Genomic DNA, 19,133 nt, shown 5'->3' on the forward strand with positions numbered 1-19,133 from the left:
GCCGTGCCAAGGCCTGGACGCGGTCTGGTCCGCGATCACAGGCGCAGGTGAAGGGACCGGTCAGTCGAGCGTGATGTTCATCGGTTTGAGGATCTCGTTCCAGCGCTGGTACTGCTGGTCGTAGTAGGCCGCGAAGTCGTCGTAGTTGGAGTTCATCGGAACGACACCGAGATCCTTCATCCGCGCCAGGTTGTGTGCATCCTTCATCGCAACCTGCACCTCCGCGCTGATGCGACGCATGATCTCCACGGGCGTACCCGCCGGTGCGAAGAAGCCCTCGAAGCTGGTCACGTCGAATCCGGGGTACGACTCGGCCAGTGTCGGGATGCTCGGCGCATAGGGGTTGCGGGACGATGTGGTCACGGCAAGGCCGCGCAGCGTCTTCTCGGTGATGAACGGCAACGCTTCGACCACCACGGCCATGTCGACCTGCCCGGCCAGCGTGTCCTGGATGGTCGGCATGCCTCCCTTGTACGCGACGTTCGTCAGCTGGATCCCCGCGGCTTTGGACAGCAGTTCGCACGACAGGTGGCCGCTGGTGCCGATCCCGTAGTTTGCGCAGCTGACGGAGCCGGGATCGGCCTTAGACTGCTTGATGACATCCTGCAGCGACTGGTACTTGGACTTGGGATTGACGACAAGGTAGTTGGTCACGGTGATGAGGCTCGCGACCGGTGCGAGATCTTCCCTCTTGACGGCGGCCTTCTTGTAGAGCTGCGTCATGTAGATGTTGGGCGTTCCCCCCAACAGTAGCGTGTATCCGTCCGGCTTCGCGCGCGCGACGAACTGCGAGCCGATCACCGTCCCGGCCCCGGGCTTGTTGTCGATGATGAAGGGCTGGCCGAACGCCTTGCTCAGGTGCTGTGCGCTCATGCGCGCCATCTGGTCTGCAAGGCCGCCCGGCGTGTAGGGCACGACGATCGTCACCGGCTTGGAAGGCCAGGTGTCCGCCGCCGCCGGCTGCGCCCATACGAGGGCGCTCAGCGCGATGGACGACAGGTACGTCATTGCGGAAAGCTTCATGTGTTGTCTCCAATGTGGTCTCTGACTGATTCCACCGGATCGAACTGTCGCCAGGCAACTCGTACCGAGCCGGTCGAGCGCGCAATGGAGCGTTCATGAAGATCTGGAATGAGCTGCTGACGCGACAGCGTTCGCTCCGGGGCTCGCAAACTCTATGAGCTACCCGCTTCATGCAGAATTGAATTTGATTTCATGCCCGCGACGTCAGATTCGGGCAAGGGCATTGGCGCGGCAATGCGGCGCAGCGTCATGCCCTCACGCGCGCCGGTCCGGCCCCTGCCCTGAGAAGCGGAACGATCGGTTCGGGATCCATCCCGTTGTTCTCGAAGCGGGAGCTGGCGTTGATGCTCCCACGGCGTTGCGACGGTCGCGACCGTCGAGCGCGAACCCGGCATCGGGTTCAGCGCATCGAGCGCGGCGTATGGCGTAACGGCCGTGCAGCCAGCGGCGCCGGCGCACAGCACCGGCGCCGCTTCTGAGCTTGCCAGCCTCCGTTCAACGGCAGGCGTAGCTGCTTGCGGTGTTGACGTCACCGCCGACGTACGTCGGCTTCGCAGGATATGCACATGCGGGCATCGTCCGGACGGGGGCCGTCGTGCTCGTCGTCCGCAGTTGCAGGCCTTCTGGAGCTGTTCCGTTCTCGACCCACGCGATCAGACGCGGCATGAGTTCGCCGGGCCCGAACACAGGGTTGTTTGCATCCGGATTCGCCGTTCCATTGGAGCCATAGGCATGCCCTTGACCGGGGACCTGGTACAGGCGATAGAAGGTCTGGGTCGCGCCCAGGCTGCCTTGCATGCTCTCGACCTGCCGGTAGTACTCATCCTGCCCCCCAGGCATGATGGCCGAGTCGTTCATCGCGCTCGTATGGATCAGCTTGCCGCCTCTGGCTTTGAAGGCGGAAAGGTCCGGGCTGCCCGCGCTCGCATTCGCGAACTGCGGTTGCAGGGCGACCCCAAGGTCGAATGCGTTGGCCAGCTCCGCGTACGACATGGACTTCCAGAGCTCTGCCCCGTTTCCTGTCGCGTTCTTGAAGGTCGGACCCGCGAACTGGGAGTTCTGCAGCTCAAGCGCCACCATGTCGGCGCCGATCAGGGAGGCGCCGAACCCGATGCCGGTGATGTCGGTCCCCCGGTTGAAGCCATACCACTTGCGCACGCCCGCAAGGCCCGTGTCGAAGCCATTGTCGACCGCAGGGTCCGGCACGCTTCCATCCGCGGTCATGCCATACCAGACCTTGTTGATCGCGCGCGCTTCGGCCTGGGAGACGCAGTCCGATGTGCCGTTGGATCCTCCATCCGCTGCGCACAGGACGGAAGCGTCCTTCGTGGGGTCGTAGCGGCAAGCCGATTGGTCGAGGATGTATCCGAGGTGCTGCCCGCCGACCACGTCGCACGCGGCGATCGCAGCCTTGGAGACCGACGTCAACTTGCCAGCGGCGATCGGGCCGCCAAGGTCGCGCTGGTAGACGATCTGAGGATACAGCCACGCAGTCGTCCACTTTGTCCAGTTGCCCCCCGCCATCTGCGCGAGCACGCCGTCGTAGTCCTCGGGCAGGTACTGCACGATCGCCATGGCGTCGCGTCCGGACCCCGAAGTCCCCGAGAAGTACGAATACTTCTGCGCGGAGCCGTAGTACGCCTTGATCGCCTCCTTCGTTCTGACCGCCTGCAGGTGCAGGCCTCGCGTCGACCAGTTCTCCCATCCGGTCGTGTTGATGGATCCATCCGGGTTCATGAGAAACGCGCCCGACAGATGCGTCGCGCCGGTATGGCCCTTGTCGGTGGTGGAGGTTGCTGATCCGTCCTGTCCGGCAACCCTGGGTGCCGAACGGAAGGTGCCGTCCGCCGCCTCGGTGGCGGTCTCGGAGATCTTGCCCACCAAGGAGTCGTTCCCGCCCCCCCAGTTGCCCGAGCCCATTCCGTGGAAGCGGCCGTTCCAGTGCTCCTTCGTGGGGAGCCAGATCTCGATGCCGACGCCGGCCGACGTGGACGGCGCATCGGCCGGGCCTGCATGCGCGGGGCCGACGACGAGCTTGACGAAGCAAAGGTCCGCGACCGCCGTCTGCGAGAGCGTCGGGTTGAAGGCGACCTCAGCCGCCGCATTGGGCAGCGCGTCACCGGCCTTGTAGTCTTTGACCTCGAGCACCGAGACGCTCGGGTCCGCCGCCCAAGTCGCCGTAAAGAACGCCTGGCTGCAGGCGGCGGCGATCGGCGCCACGGTGTCGCTGTCATCGCCGCCGCACGCAGACAGCGCGAGCAACGGCAGTGCGAGCACCGCGCAGCGGGTGCTTGAGATGCCTTTGGGAAAGTTCGTCGTCCGCTGTGGACAGCTCACAGCATCGCGTCGCGGTGTCGCGTCTCGTTCGTCGGAAAGTCGGGGCATGAAGGGTCTCCAGTATTCGAAAGTGACCGCCAATGCTGCCGTGGGGCTGCAGCGGCCTCGCAAGCCTAGTGGTCGCGCCGTCGCGAGACTGTCCACCTGCGCACAGTTGCCGCCGAGATTGGCTATCGCTTTCCCGGAGTAGGCGATACGAGGCGAGCGAAGTGGGAGACACCGGAATCCTTGTCGCCGATCCCCAGGCGTTGGGCGCGTTCGCGGTCGAATGGGGCCGCGCTCTTTGGCAGCGCATGCGCGATGCAAGCGATGCTGATCGACAGCGCAGTTCGAGCGCCACATCGCGGCGGTCCCGGGCGGCCGGCGTGCCGAGCCTCGCAGACCGGAACGGACAGAAGCCGCGGCGTTCGCCGGGCTATGTGTCGTGGCTCGTGCCGCTCCCATGTCACCGCGGCGAGCTCTCCCAGCCGGTCACCGCGTGGCCGGCGCCTGTCGCTACTCCGTGCAGGCGTAGCTCTCGGCAGACGTGATGCTGCCGGCTCCGAGGTACTTCGGGTAGGTGGGGTACCTGCACAACGGACGCGTCGCCGTGCGCTGCCCTGCCTCGTCTTTCTTCGCCGCGATCAGTCGCTGCGAGGATGGCCTCGTTCCGCTCTCGACCCACGCGCGCACTGCGTCGAGGAGCTCGACGCTGTCCGGTCCCGCGCCGCCTGCACAATGCCCCACGCCAGGTTGCAGGAAGAACTCCATGGCCGCATCGCGTTGCTCCTTGCCGACCGTGGCCCCGACATCCTCGTAGTACTTCACCGAAGCCTTGTAGCTGATGGCCCAGTCCGTTGTGCCATGAGCAAGGATCAGTTTTCCTCCGCCAGAGAAATAGGATGCAAGGTCAGGCCCGACGTCGATGATGGTCGAGGCGAGCGCCAGTGCAGCGCCATGTGCTTCGGGGTCGAACCCAAGCAGCTGCGCGGCGGGATCCCTTGCCAACCAGTACTTGACCAGTCCATCCGCAAAGATCGTCTGTGAGCCCAGCCCGCCAATGGCGGAGCCGGTCAGCCACACGGCCCAGTCGGTCGCCTCTCCCCCGTAGCCCCAGCCGGGATAGATCTCGGTCCCATCGGCGGCGCGCAAGGGCGAGTACAGCGTCCGCGCCGTTGTCATCTGCGCATCGGTCAAGCATGTGTCCGATGTTGTCCCCGTGCAGCGCATCGTCTCGACGGTGAAGTCGCAGGCGGCCGGGTTGGCGACGACGCCATCTACGGCCCCATCCAGGGCGTCGCACCGTGAGAGCGCCGCATTCGAGATGGCCGCGCCGTGGGCGTCGGAGAGATAGCCGCCTGGCACCGCCATCGCCTGGCTGTTCGCGAGGAAGTGCCGCATCATGCTCGTGAAGTTGTACGCGGGTGCGCGCACCACGATCCCGTCGTAGTCGCTCGGATAGCGGCTGGCCTGGACCAGCGCTTCGCGCCCGCCGTTCGAGCAACCTTCGAAGTACTTGCGCGCAGGGGGCGTCCCGTAGTGCGACGCGGACAGCTCCATCGCAACCGTGTAGGCGGTGTGCATCGAGAGATGGCCGAAGTCCAGGCGCGCTTGGGCATCATCCAGGAAGGGCGATGCATCGAAGGCGCTGCCATTGCGGCCACCATTGGTTCGCACGACCAGATAGTTTCCGTTCGCGCCCGAGGGGGACCAGGCATAGTCTTGGATGTCACCGTCCCATCCTCCGCCGCCCTGCGCCAGCAGCATGCCGTTCCACTGCGACGGCAGGTCGATGCGGAATGCGAGGTTCGAGTGGATCACGCCCGTCACGCGGCAGAACTCGCCGTGATCGTCGGTCCCCGCCACCAGGGTCGAGGACCCGATTTCCGCTCCACCCACGGTGGTGCCCGCGAGCTTCTCGCAGGCTGCCGCGGGTTCCGCGACCGTTCCGCCTTGCTCCGGTTCTCTTCCGCCTCCGCATCCCACAAGAAGAGCCGCGACGCCGGCCGCGAGAACGCTTGGCTTGAGCGCCCGACCTGAAATGAACACCATGTTTCCTCCAGTTGTGTACGCCGCCTGGAAACGCGAGAGGCGCCCCCGGCGATCCTGTGTGGCCCAGCACCGTCTTCGTCGGTCACTCGCTGCGCCACAGCCGCCGTTGTAGGGCGGCGCACGAGCCGCCGTCTTTCAAGAATCGACGGCCTCGCCCCCGGGGATGCCGCAATTGCCATGTGGAGCACCGGCCGACATGCTCTGCGCGTCTGGCCGGCGTCCCGCACGGCCGCCGCAATGGACCAACCAGAGTGGAGCAACCGAGCACGATCACGTCTGCGACGCCACACTGGCGGGGACTGCCGTTGGTGCTGACGCGAACCAGCGGCAAGATTCGCTGGGACGATGCGTTTCTTCCGGGGTACACGCTGTCGTTCGTCTACCGCGGCCAGGCCCTGTCTGCTGTGCGGACGGGCTCGCGGACACGCGAGCTCCATTTCGCGCCCGGCAGCTTCTTCGCCTTGCCGAGCGGCCAGCACTGGAACGAGTTGGAGTCCAGCGGCTCCGTGGATGCCGTCACGATCGATCTGCAGGGCTCGGTGTCCGAGCATCCCGATCTCGGCCGGCTGCGAACACCGTGGTTCCGGGATGCCATGGTGTCGGATCTCTGCTTTGCCACGCTGCACGAACACGCGATGGCGGATGGCGCCGACGTGCTTCGCGCGGAATGCCTCGGCCACGAGTTGGTAGCGCGGCTGTGCCAGTTGGCCCATGAGGTGCGGGGTGCAGCAATGTTCTCGCGTCCCCTGCTGAACCGCCACCAGCAACGACGGACCCAGGACCTCATCGCGACAGAGCGCATGGATCGGCTGAGCGTCGGCGCCCTGGCAAAAGAGGCTGGGCTTGCCTCTTCACAGTTCGCGCTGAGCTTTCGGAACACCTTCGGGCGCAGCGTCCACCGCTACGTCATGGACGCCCGGTTGGCGCGCGCGCGCGAACTCCTCGCGTGCGGGAACACGCCCCTGGCAGAGATCGCCTACGAGACCGGCTTCGCCAGCCAGAGCCATTTCACGACAGCGTTCGGGCGTACCTTCGGCAGGACACCAGACAGCTATCGCCGATCGAAGGGATTGCCGTCGCCAACCAGCAGCAACCAGCCCAAAGGAAGCCCAGACGCAGTTGGCGGCGACCGGGTCTAGCCCTCGCGTTGCTGCATCCAGGCCTGCTGGCGCGGGCCGGCGAGGCGAGCGGCCAGAAGGCCATCGCGCGATGCCTCAGACTGGCGCGCGCCGCCGCGGCTCAGAGGTCGAGGACCAGGCACGCACTCTTGGCCCGCGACACGCACACGGTCAGGCACCGCGTCTTTTCCTCGTCGTTCAGGATGAAGTCCTGATGGTCGACCTCACCCTCGAGGTAGCCGACCTTGCAGGCCCCGCACAGTCCCGACAGGCACGAGGTCGGCACCCTGTGACCAGCCAGTTCCAGCGCCCGTACGATGGTCTGCTCTGGCAGCACCTGGACGGTGGCGCCGGTTCTCGCCATCCGGACCTCGAAGCTGCCAGCCGGCGCATCCGGGTTCTTGGGCCGTTCCGGGGCCTTGAAGTGCTCGCTGTGCACCGTGCCCTGCGGCCAGTGGCTGGCGGCCGCCGCACAGGCGTCCATGAAGCCGCCCGGCCCGCAGAAGTAGACATGAGTGCCTTCGGCGTGCTCCGCCAGCAGGCCTGCGATGTCCAATGCCTTGTCGCGCTCGCCGTTGTCGTGGTGCAGGTGCAGCCGGTCCGCCGGCACCAGCGCCCGCAACTCGTCCAGGAACGCCGCGTGGCGTGGCGTGCGCGCGCAGTAGTGCAGCTCGAACGACTCGCCACGGGCCGCCAGCGTGTGCGCCATCGCCTTCAAGGGCGTGATGCCGATGCCCCCCGCCAGCAGGATGGAATGGCGCGCACCGTCCGCCAGTGCGAAGGCATTGCGCGGCCAGCCGATGGTGACCGACTCCCCCACGCGAATGCTCTCGTGCATGGCGCGCGAGCCGCCCCGTCCCTTGGCCTCGCGCAGCACGCCCAGGGTCCAGCGGGACCGGTCGCCCGGATCGCCGGCAAGCGAGTACGAGCGGACCACGTCGCCCGGCAGGTGCACGTCCACATGCGCCCCTGCCTCGGCGACCGGCAGCTCGTGGCCATCGGGATGCACCAGGTCGAAGGCATGGATGCCTTCGGCCTGCCAGCGGATGCCGCGCACCATCAGGCGCACCGGCTCCCCGGCGACGAAGCCGCTGAGCACGCCCTGTGGCAAGGGCGCGTTCATGCCTGCCTCCGGGCGAGCACCTCCTGCTGCAAGGCTTCCAGCCGTTCCTTGACGAAGCTGGTGCGCTCCGCGCCCCTCATCTTGTCGCTCTCGGTGATGATGAAGACCACCTGCTTGGCCAGGTAGCGGCGCAGTGTCACTTCCTCTTCCTTGGTGCGGCCCACCGGCAGCTCGAACACGTTGCCAGAGCAGTAACTGTTGGGCGCGCCGTCGTATTCGCGCAGCCACTCGGCGAACTTCTCCGGGCCGGCGTTGGGGTTGGTGCCACGGACGGCGTCACGCAGCAGCTTGCGGAACATGTACAGGCCGGCGTCGAACTTGGTGGGGTTCTCCAGCGCATGCACGGCGATGGGCCGCTGCGTGATGATGGCCTCATAGTCGCCCGGTGCGTACTGGCAGTCCTTGTAGTTTTCGCGCGCACGGTGGTCGGCAGGGATCGGCGGCATGTCCTCGAGCTTGTACTTGCCGAAGCGCTCCGGCCGGCGCATGGCGACCTGGCCTTCCAGGAAGTCGATGGTCTCGTAGCCGACCATGCTCTTGTCGCCGATGCCGCGCGTGTCGATGCCGGGGCCCATCACACGCCAGCCGATCATCTTGCTGTTGAGGTCGTCCACCGGCACGGTCCAGCGGATCATGTGGAAGCGGCCGAACAGCTTCTTCGCATGGCCGTCCTCCGACGTGTAGGCATGCAGGCTGAAGTTGGGCAGCACCTGGTGCTGCACGCGGATGTACATGTGGTCTTCGTCCGAGCGGCGCGCGCCGGTGCAGGCCAGGCCGCGGCCGCCGTGGATGGGCATGAACTGCATGTCGGGTGGCACCTCCATCGACGCGGCACCGACCTCGTCGAAGGTCGTGCCCTGGTAGTGCTCGCCGGTCACCTGGCGCTTCGCGTGCAAGGCCATGGTGTGGTAGTTGTCGGCCGAGTTGTCCTGCACCTGCAGCCAGTTGGCATGCTGGAAGTTGCTGTAAGGCACCAGCTCGTCGCCTTCGGCGCAGGTGAAGTTGGATTCCCACTCGGGGAAAGGCGGCTCCTCGGCCGGCGGCCCCATGTAAGCGAAGACCAGACCGTGGCGTTCGAAGGCCTTGTAAGCGCCCTGGCGGATGGAGCAGCGGTAGCGCTCGCCCTCCTCCTCTTCACCCTCGGGGAAGGGCACGCGCAGGCAGGTGCCGTCCACGTCGAAGACCATGCCGTGGTAGCAGCACGAGATGCCGTTCTTCTCGATCTTGCCGTACTCCAGCGAGGCGCCGCGGTGCACGCAGTGGGCGTGCAACAAGCCGATGGCGCCGCTGCCGTCGCGGAAACACACCAGCTCCTCGCCCAGGATCTTCAGAAAGCGCGGCGTGTCGGTCAGCTCCATGGACATGCAGACCGGGTGCCAGAAACGGCGCAGGTATTCGCCGGTCGGCGTGCCGGCACCGACCTCGGTCAGCTCCGGATCGTGGCCCGGCACCTTGTTGGTGAAGTAACCGCCGTAGGGGATCAGCTTGTGGACGGTACCGCCCGCGGTGGTCTTGTGCTCGTGCTTTTCTTGCTTGATGGTCATGGACGTCTTTCGCAAAGGTGGGGGCTTAGATTCAGAGCACGGTGTTCTGTACTCTGTATCCAAAGAATAGGCTGATTTAAGAAGTTTGCAGCGAGGGTTAACCCTTGATTTCCGTCATCTCATGCCTTGTCGCGGTCGACCAGGCGGCCCTGCGCGATCCAGGGCATCATGGCGCGCAGCTTCTCGCCCACCTGCTCGATGGGATGCGCGGCATTCAGGCGGCGCCGCGAGCGCAGCGTTGGCCCTCCGGCTCGGCTTTCAAGGATGAAGGCCTTGGCGTACTCGCCGGTCTGGATGTCTTGCAGGACGCGCTTCATCTCCAGCTTGGTCTGTTCGGTCACGATGCGCGGACCGGTCACGTACTCGCCGAACTCGGCGTTGTTGGAGATGCCATAGTTCATCGTGGCGATCCCGCCCTCGTACATCAGGTCGACGATCAACTTGAGTTCGTGCAGGCACTCGAAGTAGGCCATCTCGGGCGCGTAGCCGGCCTCCACCAGCGTTTCGAAGCCGGCCTTGACAAGCTCGACCGCGCAGCCGCACAGCACTGCCTGCTCACCGAACAGGTCGGTCTCCGTCTCCTCGCGGAAGTCCGTCTCGATCACGCCAGCCTTGCCACTGCCGATCGCTGCAGCGTAGGCCAGCGCGGTCTCGCGAGAGCGCCCGGACGCGTCGCGCCAGATGGCGATCAGACTCGGAACCCCGCCGCCGCCCTTGTAGGTGGAGCGCACGGTGTGGCCCGGTGCCTTGGGCGCGATCATGACGACGTCCAGGTCCTCGCGTGGCGAAACCTGGCCATAGTGCACGTTGAAGCCATGCGCGAAGGCGAGGGTTGCGCCCTTGGCCAGCGCCGGCTCCACCTGGTAGGCGTAGACGCCGGCGATCTCCTCGTCCGGGATCAGCATCATCACGAAGTCGGCCTCGCGCACGGCGGCGTCGACCGAACGGACGCGCAGGCCCACACTCTCGGCCTTGTGCCAGGAGGCGCCCCCCTCGCGCAGCCCGACGCGCACGTCGATGCCGCTCTCCTGCAGGTTCAATGCGTGGGCATGGCCCTGCGAGCCGAAGCCGATGATCGCGATCTTGCGGTTCCGCAGCAGGCTGAGGTCGGTGTCTTTGTCGTAGAAGACTTTCATGGTGTTCCAGTGGTTGAGAAATCAGGAAGAGGAGGAATCGTGCGGAAGGCGCGCCCATGGCCAGCGGGCCACGGCGCTCAGGACGAAGCAAAGGCTCAGCACCAGCCAGGCCCACCACACCAGGGTTGACGGCGCCGATACGGCGGTTCCGGCGGCGTAGGCACTGCGCAAGCACGCGTGCGCCCCCAGCAAAAGGTTCAATCCGGCGAGGCGCCGGATCGTGCGGCTTGCGACATGCGGACTCGCGAGCCACGACGCCCCTGTGTAGAGGCAAGCCATGAGATACCAGCGGAGCGCCGATGGATCCGCCTCGAAGGTTCCCCCCAGGATGGTCGCGGCCGCCGTGTGCAGGACCAGCAGCAGCACGATGCCGTCGATCCAGCGAAGAGCAACATCGATGCGGGAATGGTCAAGCGTTTGCACTCTGTATCCAAAATACAATGCAGGAATGAAGCTCAACATCGCTACGCTGCCGGCGCGCTCGGACTTTGTGGACGCCACCTACCGGGTCCTCGTAGACGCCATCACGGATGGCTCTCTCGCCCCGGGTGAACGCCTGACGCAGGAAGAGATCGCCGAACAGCTGCATGTCTCGCGATCTCCGGTGCTCCAGGCGTTGCGTCTGCTCAAGAAGGACGGATTCATCGAAGACGCCCCCGGACGAGGAGTCCAAGTGGCGCAACTCGACATTGCGTGGGTTGCGAACCTCTACCAGGTGCGCGGAGCCCTGGATGCGCTGGCCGCCAGGCTCGCGGCGCAGTCGCGCAGCACCATCGACCCCGCGCTCATGGACCGTGGTCGCCGGGCGGCCGAAGGCGACGATCTGCGGGCCATCATCGACACCGACCTCGCCTTCCACAACGCCATCTACTTGGCCTCGGGCAATCCGCTCATCGCGGAGAGCGCCGAGCGCCACTGGATGCACCTGCGACGTGTCATGGGCGCCGTGCATCGCGTGGCCCGGCATCGGGCGACGCTTTGGGACGAGCACCAGTCCATTGCCGATGCGATCGCCCAGGGCGACGCCGAGCGCGCCGTCGAGCTGAGCGACCTCCACATCAGCCGGGCCAGCACCAACCTGGTAGGCGAATTGCGCAAGCTCTACCCCCTGGCGACAGTGGCCGCCCCACGCGCCTGAACGCATCCCTCAGTCGCGCTTGCGCTTGGCCACGTTCACGAGCGCAGCCGGAATGGTGAACACCAGGATGCTGCCGATGACCAGGCTCCCGGCGAGGCCGAACACACCCGCACCGGCTGTCCCGGAAGCGGTCTGCACGAGGCCGATCACATAGGGGCTGACCACGCCTGAGATGCTGCCCACCGAGTTGACGAAGGCGATGCCGGCCGCTGCAGCGCCACCGGTGAGGATGGACGCCGGCAGCACCCAGAACTGCGAGATCGTCGCCATCACGCCGACGGTACCGATCGTCAGCGCCACCAACGCCCAGGTCGTGTCCTTCGCCACGAGCACGCTGGCGAACAGGCCCGCGGCGCCCAGCAGGCCCGCCAGCGACAGATGCCAGCGCCGTTCGCCCGTGGCATCCGAGTTGCGGCTGATCAGGATCATGCCGACCACGGCTGCAGCGTAGGGGATCGAGGACAGCAAGCCCACGTCCAGCGGATCGGTCACGCCGCTGGCCTTGACCAGGCTGGGCAGCCAGAAGCTGACGCCGTACAGGCCCATGGTGAAGAAGAAGTAGATGCCCGCCAGCAACAGCACCTTGGGATTGGTCAGGCCGTCCTTGATGGAGTGCAGGTGCTGGCCCTGCTGCTCGGCAGCCAGGTCGTGCTGGATGAGCGACTTCTCGGCCGCGGTCAGCCACTTGGCATCGGCAACCTTGTCATTGAGGAAGAAGAAGGCGACCACGCCCACCAGCACGGTCGGCAGGCCCTGGAGCAGGAACATCCACTGCCAGCCGTGCATCCCCAGGTGGCCGTTGAAGTGGGTCATCATCCAGCCCGACAACGGCCCGCCGATGACGCCGGACATCGGAATGCCGGTCAGGAACAGCGCGGTGACCTTGCTGCGGCGCGAGTTAGGGAACCAGTAGGTGAGGTACAGCAGGATGGCCGGGATGAAGCCGGCTTCGGCCACCCCGAGCAGGAAACGCAGGATGTAGAAGCTCGTCGGGCTCGACACGAACATCATCCCGGCGGAGATGGCCCCCCAGGTGACCATGATGCGCGCAATCCAGCGACGTGCGCCCACCTTCAGCAGGATCAGGTTGCTGGGGACCTCGAACATCAGGTAGCCGACAAAGAAGATGCCGGCGCCGAGACCGTAGATCGCGTCGCTGAAGCCGAGGTCCTGCGACATCTGCAGCTTGGCGAAGCTGACGTTGATGCGGTCCAGGTAGGCGCACACGTAGCACAGGAACAGGAAGGGAAGCAGTCGCCAGGCCACCTTGGAATAGGTGGCGGCTTCGATGTCCGTGGTTGTGGACTGTGGGGTCGCGACGTCGCTATACATTGTTTTGTCTCCGGGGGCTTGAGGGGATGGAGCGGCCGAGCGCCGCCCCTCCGACGGCATCGTTGCCGTCGGCCGTTGCGAGTCAGGAAGCGCGGATGCGCGTCAGTCGAACATGTCGGGCTGCGTCGCAGCCAGGTGTTCGTAGATCGGCTGGAAGTGCAGCCAGCCGATGTACTCCGAGCCCACGTGCTCGCGGCTGTAGCGCGAGCGCTGCGCATCGACCATCACGGGCTTGTGGCCGGTGGCCTCCACCATCAGCTGCTGGCGGCAGCAGCGCTCCAGTGCCATGAACCAGAAGGCGGCGGACTCGATGCTGTAGCGGCTGGCCGTGAGCAGGCCGTGGTTCTGGTGGATCGCGGCTTTCACGCCCTTGAACCAGTCGCACACGGCCGTGCCGGCCTTCTCTTCCACCGCCACCTGGCCGGCTTCCTCGCGGATCACGACGTGGTCCTCGAAGAACGCGGCCGCGTCCTGCGAGATCGGATCGAGGGGCCGGCCCAGCGCTGCGAACGCCGTTCCATAGACCGTGTGCGCGTGGCACATCGACAGGATGTCGGGATGGGCTTCATGCACGGCCGCGTGCAGCACGAAGCCTGCGCGATTGAGCGCGTAGTCGCCCTCCACGACCGTGCCCTTGTGGTCGGCCAGGATGAGGTTGGACAGATTGACCTGCGAGAAGTGCACGCACATCGGATTGGTCCAGTACAGCTCGGGATGCTCCGGATCACGGATGGTCAGGTGCCCGGCGAAGCCGTAGTCGAAGCCCTCCAGCGCGAATGCGCGGCATGCCGCCACGAGGCGCTTCTTGAGGTGCAGGCGTTGGTCGTCCAGGTTCTTGAACGTGGGCAACTCGGGATAGATCAGCCCCTTCTGTTGCGGTTGGTAGATGGAAACGCGCCCATCGGGAAGACGGGGAAGAACAGGATCCTGGCGGACCGGGAGATCGAGTACGGCGGACATGTGGTGCTCCTCAAGAGATGGATCGGGTCCAGGCGCTGCGTTCGCTCGCTTGCCTGGATGGGTGCGCATCTTCAATCGGACTCGCCTGAAGCACAAACGATGGATGTTCATGTTCAGATGAACATCATTCATGTCAATGAAGGCACAATCTCCGCGTCCAAAGGCCTTTGATGCGCAAGATCCCCAACTTCGTCCTGCTCCGAGCGTTCGAGGCGGCAGCCCGCCTGGAGAGCTTCTCGCTCGCCGCCGCGGAGCTGAGCCTGACACCTTCTGCCATCAGCCACCAGGTGCGCGAGTTGGAGGATGTCTTCGGCAAGCAGCTGTTCCAGCGGCTGCACCGGCGCGTCGAGCTGACCCCCGAGGGCCGACGTCTGGCGACCGAGCTGACCCGTGTGCTGGATGCGTTGGAGGCCAGCTGCGCCGAGGTCAGCCTCGCGCCTTCGAGCCAGGTGCTGTCGGTGTATTGCGCGCCCACGTTCGCAGTCAAGTGGCTCGGCCCTCGCTTGGCGTCGTTCGCGAAATCGCATCCCGAGGTGACGATCCGGATGACCAGCGGCGCAGAGCCCATGGACCTGATGCGGGCGCGCGAGGTCGACCTCGCCATCTCCTACGGGCTTGCGCTCCAACGCCCCGGCGTGGAGATCATCTCGCTCGGCAAGGAGACGATCGCACCTCTTTGCTCTCCTGCCCTGATCCCAGCAGCGGCGACGGCGCGCGACGTCTTGACCAGCACGACGCTCATCGACTCACCCCTCAGCCAGGTGAGCTGGCGCGACTGGTTCGCGCTCAACGGCATGCAGCTGCCCTCGCGCATCCGCCAGTCCTTCGACCGTGCTGCGTTGTCCATCGCCGCAGCGGCCGACGGCCTGGGGATCGCACTCGAATCGACCAGGCTTGCGGAGCGCGAGCTGGCGCGTGGAGAGCTTGTCGAGCTCGGCAGCAAGGAATTCAAGCGCGTGCTGCGCGAGACGCACTTCCTGTCACAGCGTACGAACGAGCGCCATCTGGACAAGATCAAGAAGTTCAGGACATGGCTGCTCGCCCAACTTCCATCGGCACCGAAGCGCTGAGCCACTCTGCGCACGCAGCCGCAGTACGCGAAGGGCTTGCGTCTCAGGCCGGCAGCACGAGCAGCAGCGCACTCAGGGTGACCAGCGAGCAGGCGGTCGTCAAGAGGGTGGTCGTCGCGGTGGGCCCTGCTTCTCGCCTGTAGAACTCGGCCAGCATTAAAGGCCCCGTTCCGGTCGGAAGCGCTGCCATCAGAACGGCCGCCTTGACCAGCGACGGGGGCAGATGGAACACGGAACGTGCCAACCACCAGGTCAGCAACGGCAGCCCGACGAGCTTGGTCGCCGTCAACACGAGAGGCAAGGTCCTGGCGCCGCCTCGCGCGACGGGACGGTCGGCCAGGAAGGCGCCCAAGCCGACCAAGGCGCAGGGCGTCGCAGCCTGACCGATCAACTGCAGGAACGACGCAACGCCCTGCGGAATCTCGGCACCGAGAACCGACAGCAACGCGGCGACCAAGGGCGCCAGTATGATGGGGTTCTTCACGGAACGGCCAAGCGCAGCGAGCATGGAATGGGCCGAGGCTCTGCGTCCGGCCAGGCCAACTTCGACCAAAACCACGGCCACGGTGAACAGCAGGCACACGACGATCAGCGTGGACAGCGTCGCAGCAATGACACCCTGCTCCCCGAACGCCAGCAGGCACAGTGGCAGGCCGACGTAGGCCGTGTTCGAGTAGGACGCGGCCACGGCGTCCACTGTGGCGTCGGCCACTGGTTTTCCAGTCCTGGTCCGAACGAACAGCACGGCGAAGAAGACGGCCAGCGTGGCGATGCCGAAAGTCGCGATGAAGCCGGGTTGCCACAGCGCCGTCCAATTGCTGCGCAGAACGACTTCGAACAAGGCCGCCGGCAGTGCGAAGTGCACAACGAATCGGTTCAGAACGCTGGCCGCACCGGCATCGAAAAGGGCTCTGCGCCGGCCCACGTAGCCCACGGCGATGAGGCAAAAGAGCGGCAGGAGAATGTTCAGGGTGATGGCCATGGTGCTGGCCTGGCGCTTTGCCGGGCCTTGTCGGATGTGGATCTCGATCGCATCCTAGGGATTACCCTTTATGCCGTCCAATATCTTGTCAGTCGATTGACAATACCTTTTTTGCATCATGCTCGATTCACGCCGCCTGCGCTACTTCCTTGCGGTCGCCGATGCGCTGCACTTCGGCCGCGCTGCCGAGCGACTGAACATCTCTCAACCGCCACTGAGTCGGCAGATCGCGTCCCTGGAAGAGGACCTGGGCACCGCGCTGTTCCATCGGAACGCCCACCACGTGGTGCTCACTCCAGCCGGCACACGTCTTCAATCAGACGCTCGCGACATCCTTGCCTCGATGGCGCGTGCCGAGGCCAACGCCCGCGCCGCAGCCATCGGAGAGTCCGGAGCACTGACCATCGGCTTCACGATGTGCGCGGCTTATAGCGTCGTCCCAAGCTACGCGAAGACCTTCAGCACGCGGTACCCGGAGGTCGACCTGACCCTGCGCGAGGTGCTGTCCAGCGACCTCGCAGCGCAGGTGAGCGATGGAACCATTGACGCAGCAGTCGTACTGGCGCAAGCAGTCCCCAAGGGAATCAACCAGCGCACGGTGGTGCGCGAGCAGCTGTGTCTGGCGTTGCCGCGAGCGCACCGCCTCTCCAGCCAGCGCCGGATCGTCCCTGCCGCGCTCAGGGACGAAGTCTTTGTCGCCGCCTCCATGGACATCGCCCCGTCCCTGCGGCAGGCCATGCTTGCGCAGTGCGAGATGGCTGGCTTCGTCCCTCGCATCGGCATGGAAGTGCACCTGCAGCAGACCATCCTGACGTTGGTGGCCGAAGGCGTCGGCGTGGCGCTGGTGCCAGCCTCCATGCGCAAACTGCAGACTTCTGCGATCGTGTTCAAGTCGCTTCCCGACGCCGTCAGCATCTCGCAGCAGTTGATCTGGCGCGCCACGAACTCGAACCCGTGCCTGCACAACCTGCTGTCCATCGCCAACCCCGTCGAATGAGCCGCAGCTGGTCGGTCCCATCGGGCACTGCCGGATCGGTCCGACCGCGCGAGCGACCCATGCGCTGACGCCACGCCGGCCTGCACTCCGTGCGGGAGACGGATGACCGAGCAACAGCGCCAATTCACAAGGGCAACGGGGGCTGCAGACGCCGGCCCGGGCCCATCGGCAGCGCGCGTCCCCGTGCCGCACCTGGTCCATCGACGGTGTGTTGAAGATCAGCTCAATTGAGTATGAAGCCGCATCGCCATCAAATGGCTGCGCGCAGACAACAAGCAGGCACGAGACGCAAGCACGCACCTCCCAGTTGCAGTGCTGCAGGGATCCGATGCCATTCGGCGTCCAGGAGCGGAGCTGCGCCGTTCCTTGTCCCAGGCGGTCTTGCGCCGGATCGAAGGAGACAACCGATGAACGTGTCCGTGGTGCGTAGCCTCGTAGCAGGCGCTCTGGCAACGATGACGGGGCTCGCCAGCGTGGCGGCGGCCGCAGAGGTCTATCCGGCAAAGCCGATTCAGCTGGTGGTGCCCTTCAGTGCGGGCGGCGACGCGGACCAGTCAGCGCGCAACCTCGCCGCATCTGCGGCCGACATCCTCGGCCAGCCGATGATCGTGGTCAACAAGGCTGGCGGCAACGGCATCATCGGATCCCAGTACGTCAAGGCTGCCAAGCCCGATGGGTACACGCTACTGCTTGCCCGCACGGGACCGCAGATCCTGCTCCCGGCGTTGCAGCCGCAGACGACCGGATATGCCTGGAACGACTTCACCTTCCTGGGGCTGCTGGATCTCAATCCCGTGATCTGCGCGGTTCATCCTGACAGTCCGTTCAAGAACTTCCAAGACCTCGTCGCGGGCCTGCAGGCGAAGCCGGGAAAGCTCAGCTACAGCCACCCAGGCGTCGCAACCGTTCCGAACCTGACACCCCAACTCGTGCTGAGCAGTCTGGGGCTGCCCCCTGGCGCGGCCATCAACGTTCCCTACAAGGGAGGTGGCGAAGCCGTGCTGGCCGTCATGTCCCGCGAGGTCGACTTCTCCTGCGGGAATCTGAGTTCGATGATGGGCAACCTGACCGGAGGCAAGCTCCGTCCCCTGATCACGACGACGCCTGAACGTCTGAACAAGTTCCCGAACCTGCCTACGGCCAGGGAGGCCGGCTTTCCGCAGCTCGAGGCCATGCTCGGCTGGAGTGCGCTGTACGGCCCCCCCAACATGAGCACGGCGACCGTGAACCGATGGGTTGGTGCGCTGCAGCGCGTCGCAGGCGACGCACGATGGATTGCAGGAACGCAGGGCTTTGGCGGCATTCCCCGCGTTCTACCTCCCGCAGACACCGAGAAGTTCGTGGGCGAGAGCTTCTCCATCAACCAAAGGATCGTCCGAGACGCCAACCTGAAGCTCGAGTAGCCGACGCTGGCCGACGCCAGCGCCGCAGCCCAATGTGCGCCAACGCGGCTCCAACAAGCGCCGCGTGGCTCCCAGTACCCCTCCCCTTCCCCACTCCCGCACCTCTGCACAGCAACCATGAGCACCTTGACCTCCGTCCCCTCCTTCGACATGCCCGCGCTGACACTGGACCTCCTGGACAACGCGCCCGAGTTGTTCTCGGCGTTCCGCGAGTACGCCGAAGTCGTCCAACGTTCGGCGGAGGCCTCGATGACGCCACGCCTCCATGCGATGGTGCGCCTGGCCGTCGCATTGGCCATTCCGAATGAAGACCTTGCGAGCCGCTGCCTGAAGCTCGCGAGGCAGCACGCCTCTGCGGCGGATATCGCTGGCGCGGTGAACGCCGCAAGCCATCTCCGAAGCGGCGCGGCCATCGCCTATGGCCGCCTCGTGTTCAAACTGATGGAGCCCGCGCAGGCCTCCTCGGCGGAGGGGACCGGTCGCGCGCAGATGGCGCTGGACCGCGAGTACATGACCAAGTTGCGCAAGGCCAGCCCCGCCCCTTTCGACGCGATGGCCAAGCTTTCGATGGCCCGCCAGAAGAGTCCTGTGATCTCGGCACTGGACCACGAACTGATCTCGGTGGCCATCGGCACCGTGACGCAATGCGTGTACTGCCTGGAAGTCCACGGCAACAAGGCCAAGGAAGTGGGCGCCACTGACCAGCAAATCGCGGACGCTGTCCACATCGCCATCGCCGCACGCTACGAAGCGACGCTGCACGAATGGGCGGCGGTGGCCGACTGACACGCCTGCACCTACGCGGTCGGCCAACATCGACTCCGCCTCTGCGTCGGTCGAGCAGCCGCCCGAGATCCACTTGAACCCAAATTCAATTGGATGTGATCGTGTTGATCCATAGGATGCACAGCGACTCCACGCACCGGTCCCGGGCGAGTG

General features: G+C 65.6%; 16 protein-coding genes. 6 read left to right on the top strand and 10 right to left on the bottom strand.

All coding sequences use genetic code 11. The features are described from left to right. Window positions 1-60: 60 nt before the first annotated feature. The 3 genes from DES41_RS23980 to DES41_RS23990 all read right to left on the bottom strand — a co-directional run bounded on the left by DES41_RS23980 (window position 61) and on the right by DES41_RS23990 (window position 5,391). The gene (locus DES41_RS23980; protein WP_114470187.1) at window positions 61-1,023 is read right to left on the bottom strand and encodes a Bug family tripartite tricarboxylate transporter substrate binding protein; all 963 of its coding nucleotides are present in this window, start codon (window positions 1,021-1,023) and stop codon (window positions 61-63) included. Window positions 1,024-1,518: 495 nt separating this feature from the next. Continuing rightward, window positions 1,519-3,408: a tannase/feruloyl esterase family alpha/beta hydrolase gene (locus tag DES41_RS23985; protein ID WP_114470188.1), complete on the bottom strand. Its 1,890-nt coding sequence runs from the start codon at window positions 3,406-3,408 to the stop codon at window positions 1,519-1,521. Between the two features lie 447 nt (window positions 3,409-3,855). Then, entirely contained in the window at window positions 3,856-5,391 is a 1,536-nt protein-coding gene (locus DES41_RS23990; RefSeq protein ID WP_114470189.1) for a tannase/feruloyl esterase family alpha/beta hydrolase, read from the bottom strand. 308 nt (window positions 5,392-5,699) lie between these two features. On the opposite strand from DES41_RS23990, the gene DES41_RS23995 reads away from it, so the two are divergent. Further along, window positions 5,700-6,530, top strand: a complete 831-nt coding sequence (locus DES41_RS23995; protein WP_170168279.1) for a helix-turn-helix domain-containing protein — start codon at window positions 5,700-5,702, stop codon at window positions 6,528-6,530. Between the two features lie 100 nt (window positions 6,531-6,630). On the opposite strand, the gene DES41_RS24000 is transcribed toward DES41_RS23995, so the two are convergent. The 4 genes from DES41_RS24000 to DES41_RS24015 form a co-directional block, all read right to left on the bottom strand. Continuing rightward, entirely contained in the window at window positions 6,631-7,632 is a 1,002-nt protein-coding gene (locus DES41_RS24000; protein WP_114470191.1) for a PDR/VanB family oxidoreductase, read from the bottom strand. Continuing rightward, window positions 7,629-9,176 carry a Rieske 2Fe-2S domain-containing protein gene (locus tag DES41_RS24005; protein WP_114470192.1) on the bottom strand — a complete coding sequence of 516 codons (1,548 nt, stop codon included), beginning with the start codon at window positions 9,174-9,176 and terminating at the stop codon, window positions 7,629-7,631. Before DES41_RS24005 ends, DES41_RS24000 begins: the two co-directional genes overlap by 4 nt. Window positions 9,177-9,295: 119 nt before the next feature. Continuing rightward, complete coding sequence (ilvC, locus tag DES41_RS24010; RefSeq protein ID WP_114470193.1) at window positions 9,296-10,312, bottom strand: ketol-acid reductoisomerase; 1,017 nt, start codon at window positions 10,310-10,312, stop codon at window positions 9,296-9,298. Window positions 10,313-10,333: 21 nt separating this feature from the next. Beyond that, on the bottom strand, window positions 10,334-10,735 hold the full coding sequence (locus DES41_RS24015) for a hypothetical protein (RefSeq protein ID WP_114470194.1): 402 nt from the start codon (window positions 10,733-10,735) through the stop codon (window positions 10,334-10,336). A gap of 25 nt (window positions 10,736-10,760) precedes the next feature. Here DES41_RS24015 and DES41_RS24020 point away from each other — a divergent pair, with 25 nt between their 5' ends. Continuing rightward, window positions 10,761-11,450 (top strand): GntR family transcriptional regulator, encoded by a 690-nt coding sequence (locus DES41_RS24020; RefSeq protein WP_114470195.1) that lies wholly within the window; start codon window positions 10,761-10,763, stop codon window positions 11,448-11,450. Between the two features lie 9 nt (window positions 11,451-11,459). Here DES41_RS24020 and DES41_RS24025 read toward each other — a convergent pair whose 3' ends face one another. Both DES41_RS24025 and DES41_RS24030 read right to left on the bottom strand, forming a co-directional pair. After that, a complete protein-coding gene (locus DES41_RS24025; protein WP_114470196.1) occupies window positions 11,460-12,782 on the bottom strand; it encodes an MFS transporter in 1,323 nt (440 codons plus the stop codon). A gap of 102 nt (window positions 12,783-12,884) precedes the next feature. Further along, entirely contained in the window at window positions 12,885-13,742 is an 858-nt protein-coding gene (locus tag DES41_RS24030) for a class II aldolase/adducin family protein (RefSeq protein WP_114470197.1), read from the bottom strand. A 170-nt stretch (window positions 13,743-13,912) separates the two neighbouring features. On the opposite strand from DES41_RS24030, the gene DES41_RS24035 reads away from it, so the two are divergent. After that, window positions 13,913-14,812 (top strand): LysR substrate-binding domain-containing protein, encoded by a 900-nt coding sequence (locus tag DES41_RS24035; RefSeq protein ID WP_114470198.1) that lies wholly within the window; start codon window positions 13,913-13,915, stop codon window positions 14,810-14,812. Between the two features lie 43 nt (window positions 14,813-14,855). Here DES41_RS24035 and DES41_RS24040 read toward each other — a convergent pair whose 3' ends face one another. Next, complete coding sequence (locus DES41_RS24040; protein ID WP_114470199.1) at window positions 14,856-15,794, bottom strand: AEC family transporter; 939 nt, start codon at window positions 15,792-15,794, stop codon at window positions 14,856-14,858. Window positions 15,795-15,912: 118 nt separating this feature from the next. Here DES41_RS24040 and DES41_RS24045 point away from each other — a divergent pair, with 118 nt between their 5' ends. From DES41_RS24045 to DES41_RS24055, 3 genes are all read left to right on the top strand, one after another. Beyond that, a complete protein-coding gene (locus DES41_RS24045; protein ID WP_114470200.1) occupies window positions 15,913-16,791 on the top strand; it encodes a LysR substrate-binding domain-containing protein in 879 nt (292 codons plus the stop codon). Between the two features lie 407 nt (window positions 16,792-17,198). Then, window positions 17,199-18,194, top strand: a complete 996-nt coding sequence (locus DES41_RS24050) for a Bug family tripartite tricarboxylate transporter substrate binding protein (protein ID WP_114470201.1) — start codon at window positions 17,199-17,201, stop codon at window positions 18,192-18,194. Between the two features lie 117 nt (window positions 18,195-18,311). Continuing rightward, window positions 18,312-18,980, top strand: coding sequence for a carboxymuconolactone decarboxylase family protein (locus tag DES41_RS24055; protein ID WP_114470202.1), 669 nt, complete (start codon window positions 18,312-18,314; stop codon window positions 18,978-18,980). Window positions 18,981-19,133 lie beyond the last annotated feature (153 nt).

This window comes from Pseudorhodoferax soli (assembly GCF_003337555.1).
GTDB classification, from domain to species: Bacteria; Pseudomonadota; Gammaproteobacteria; order Burkholderiales; family Burkholderiaceae_C; genus Pseudorhodoferax; species Pseudorhodoferax soli.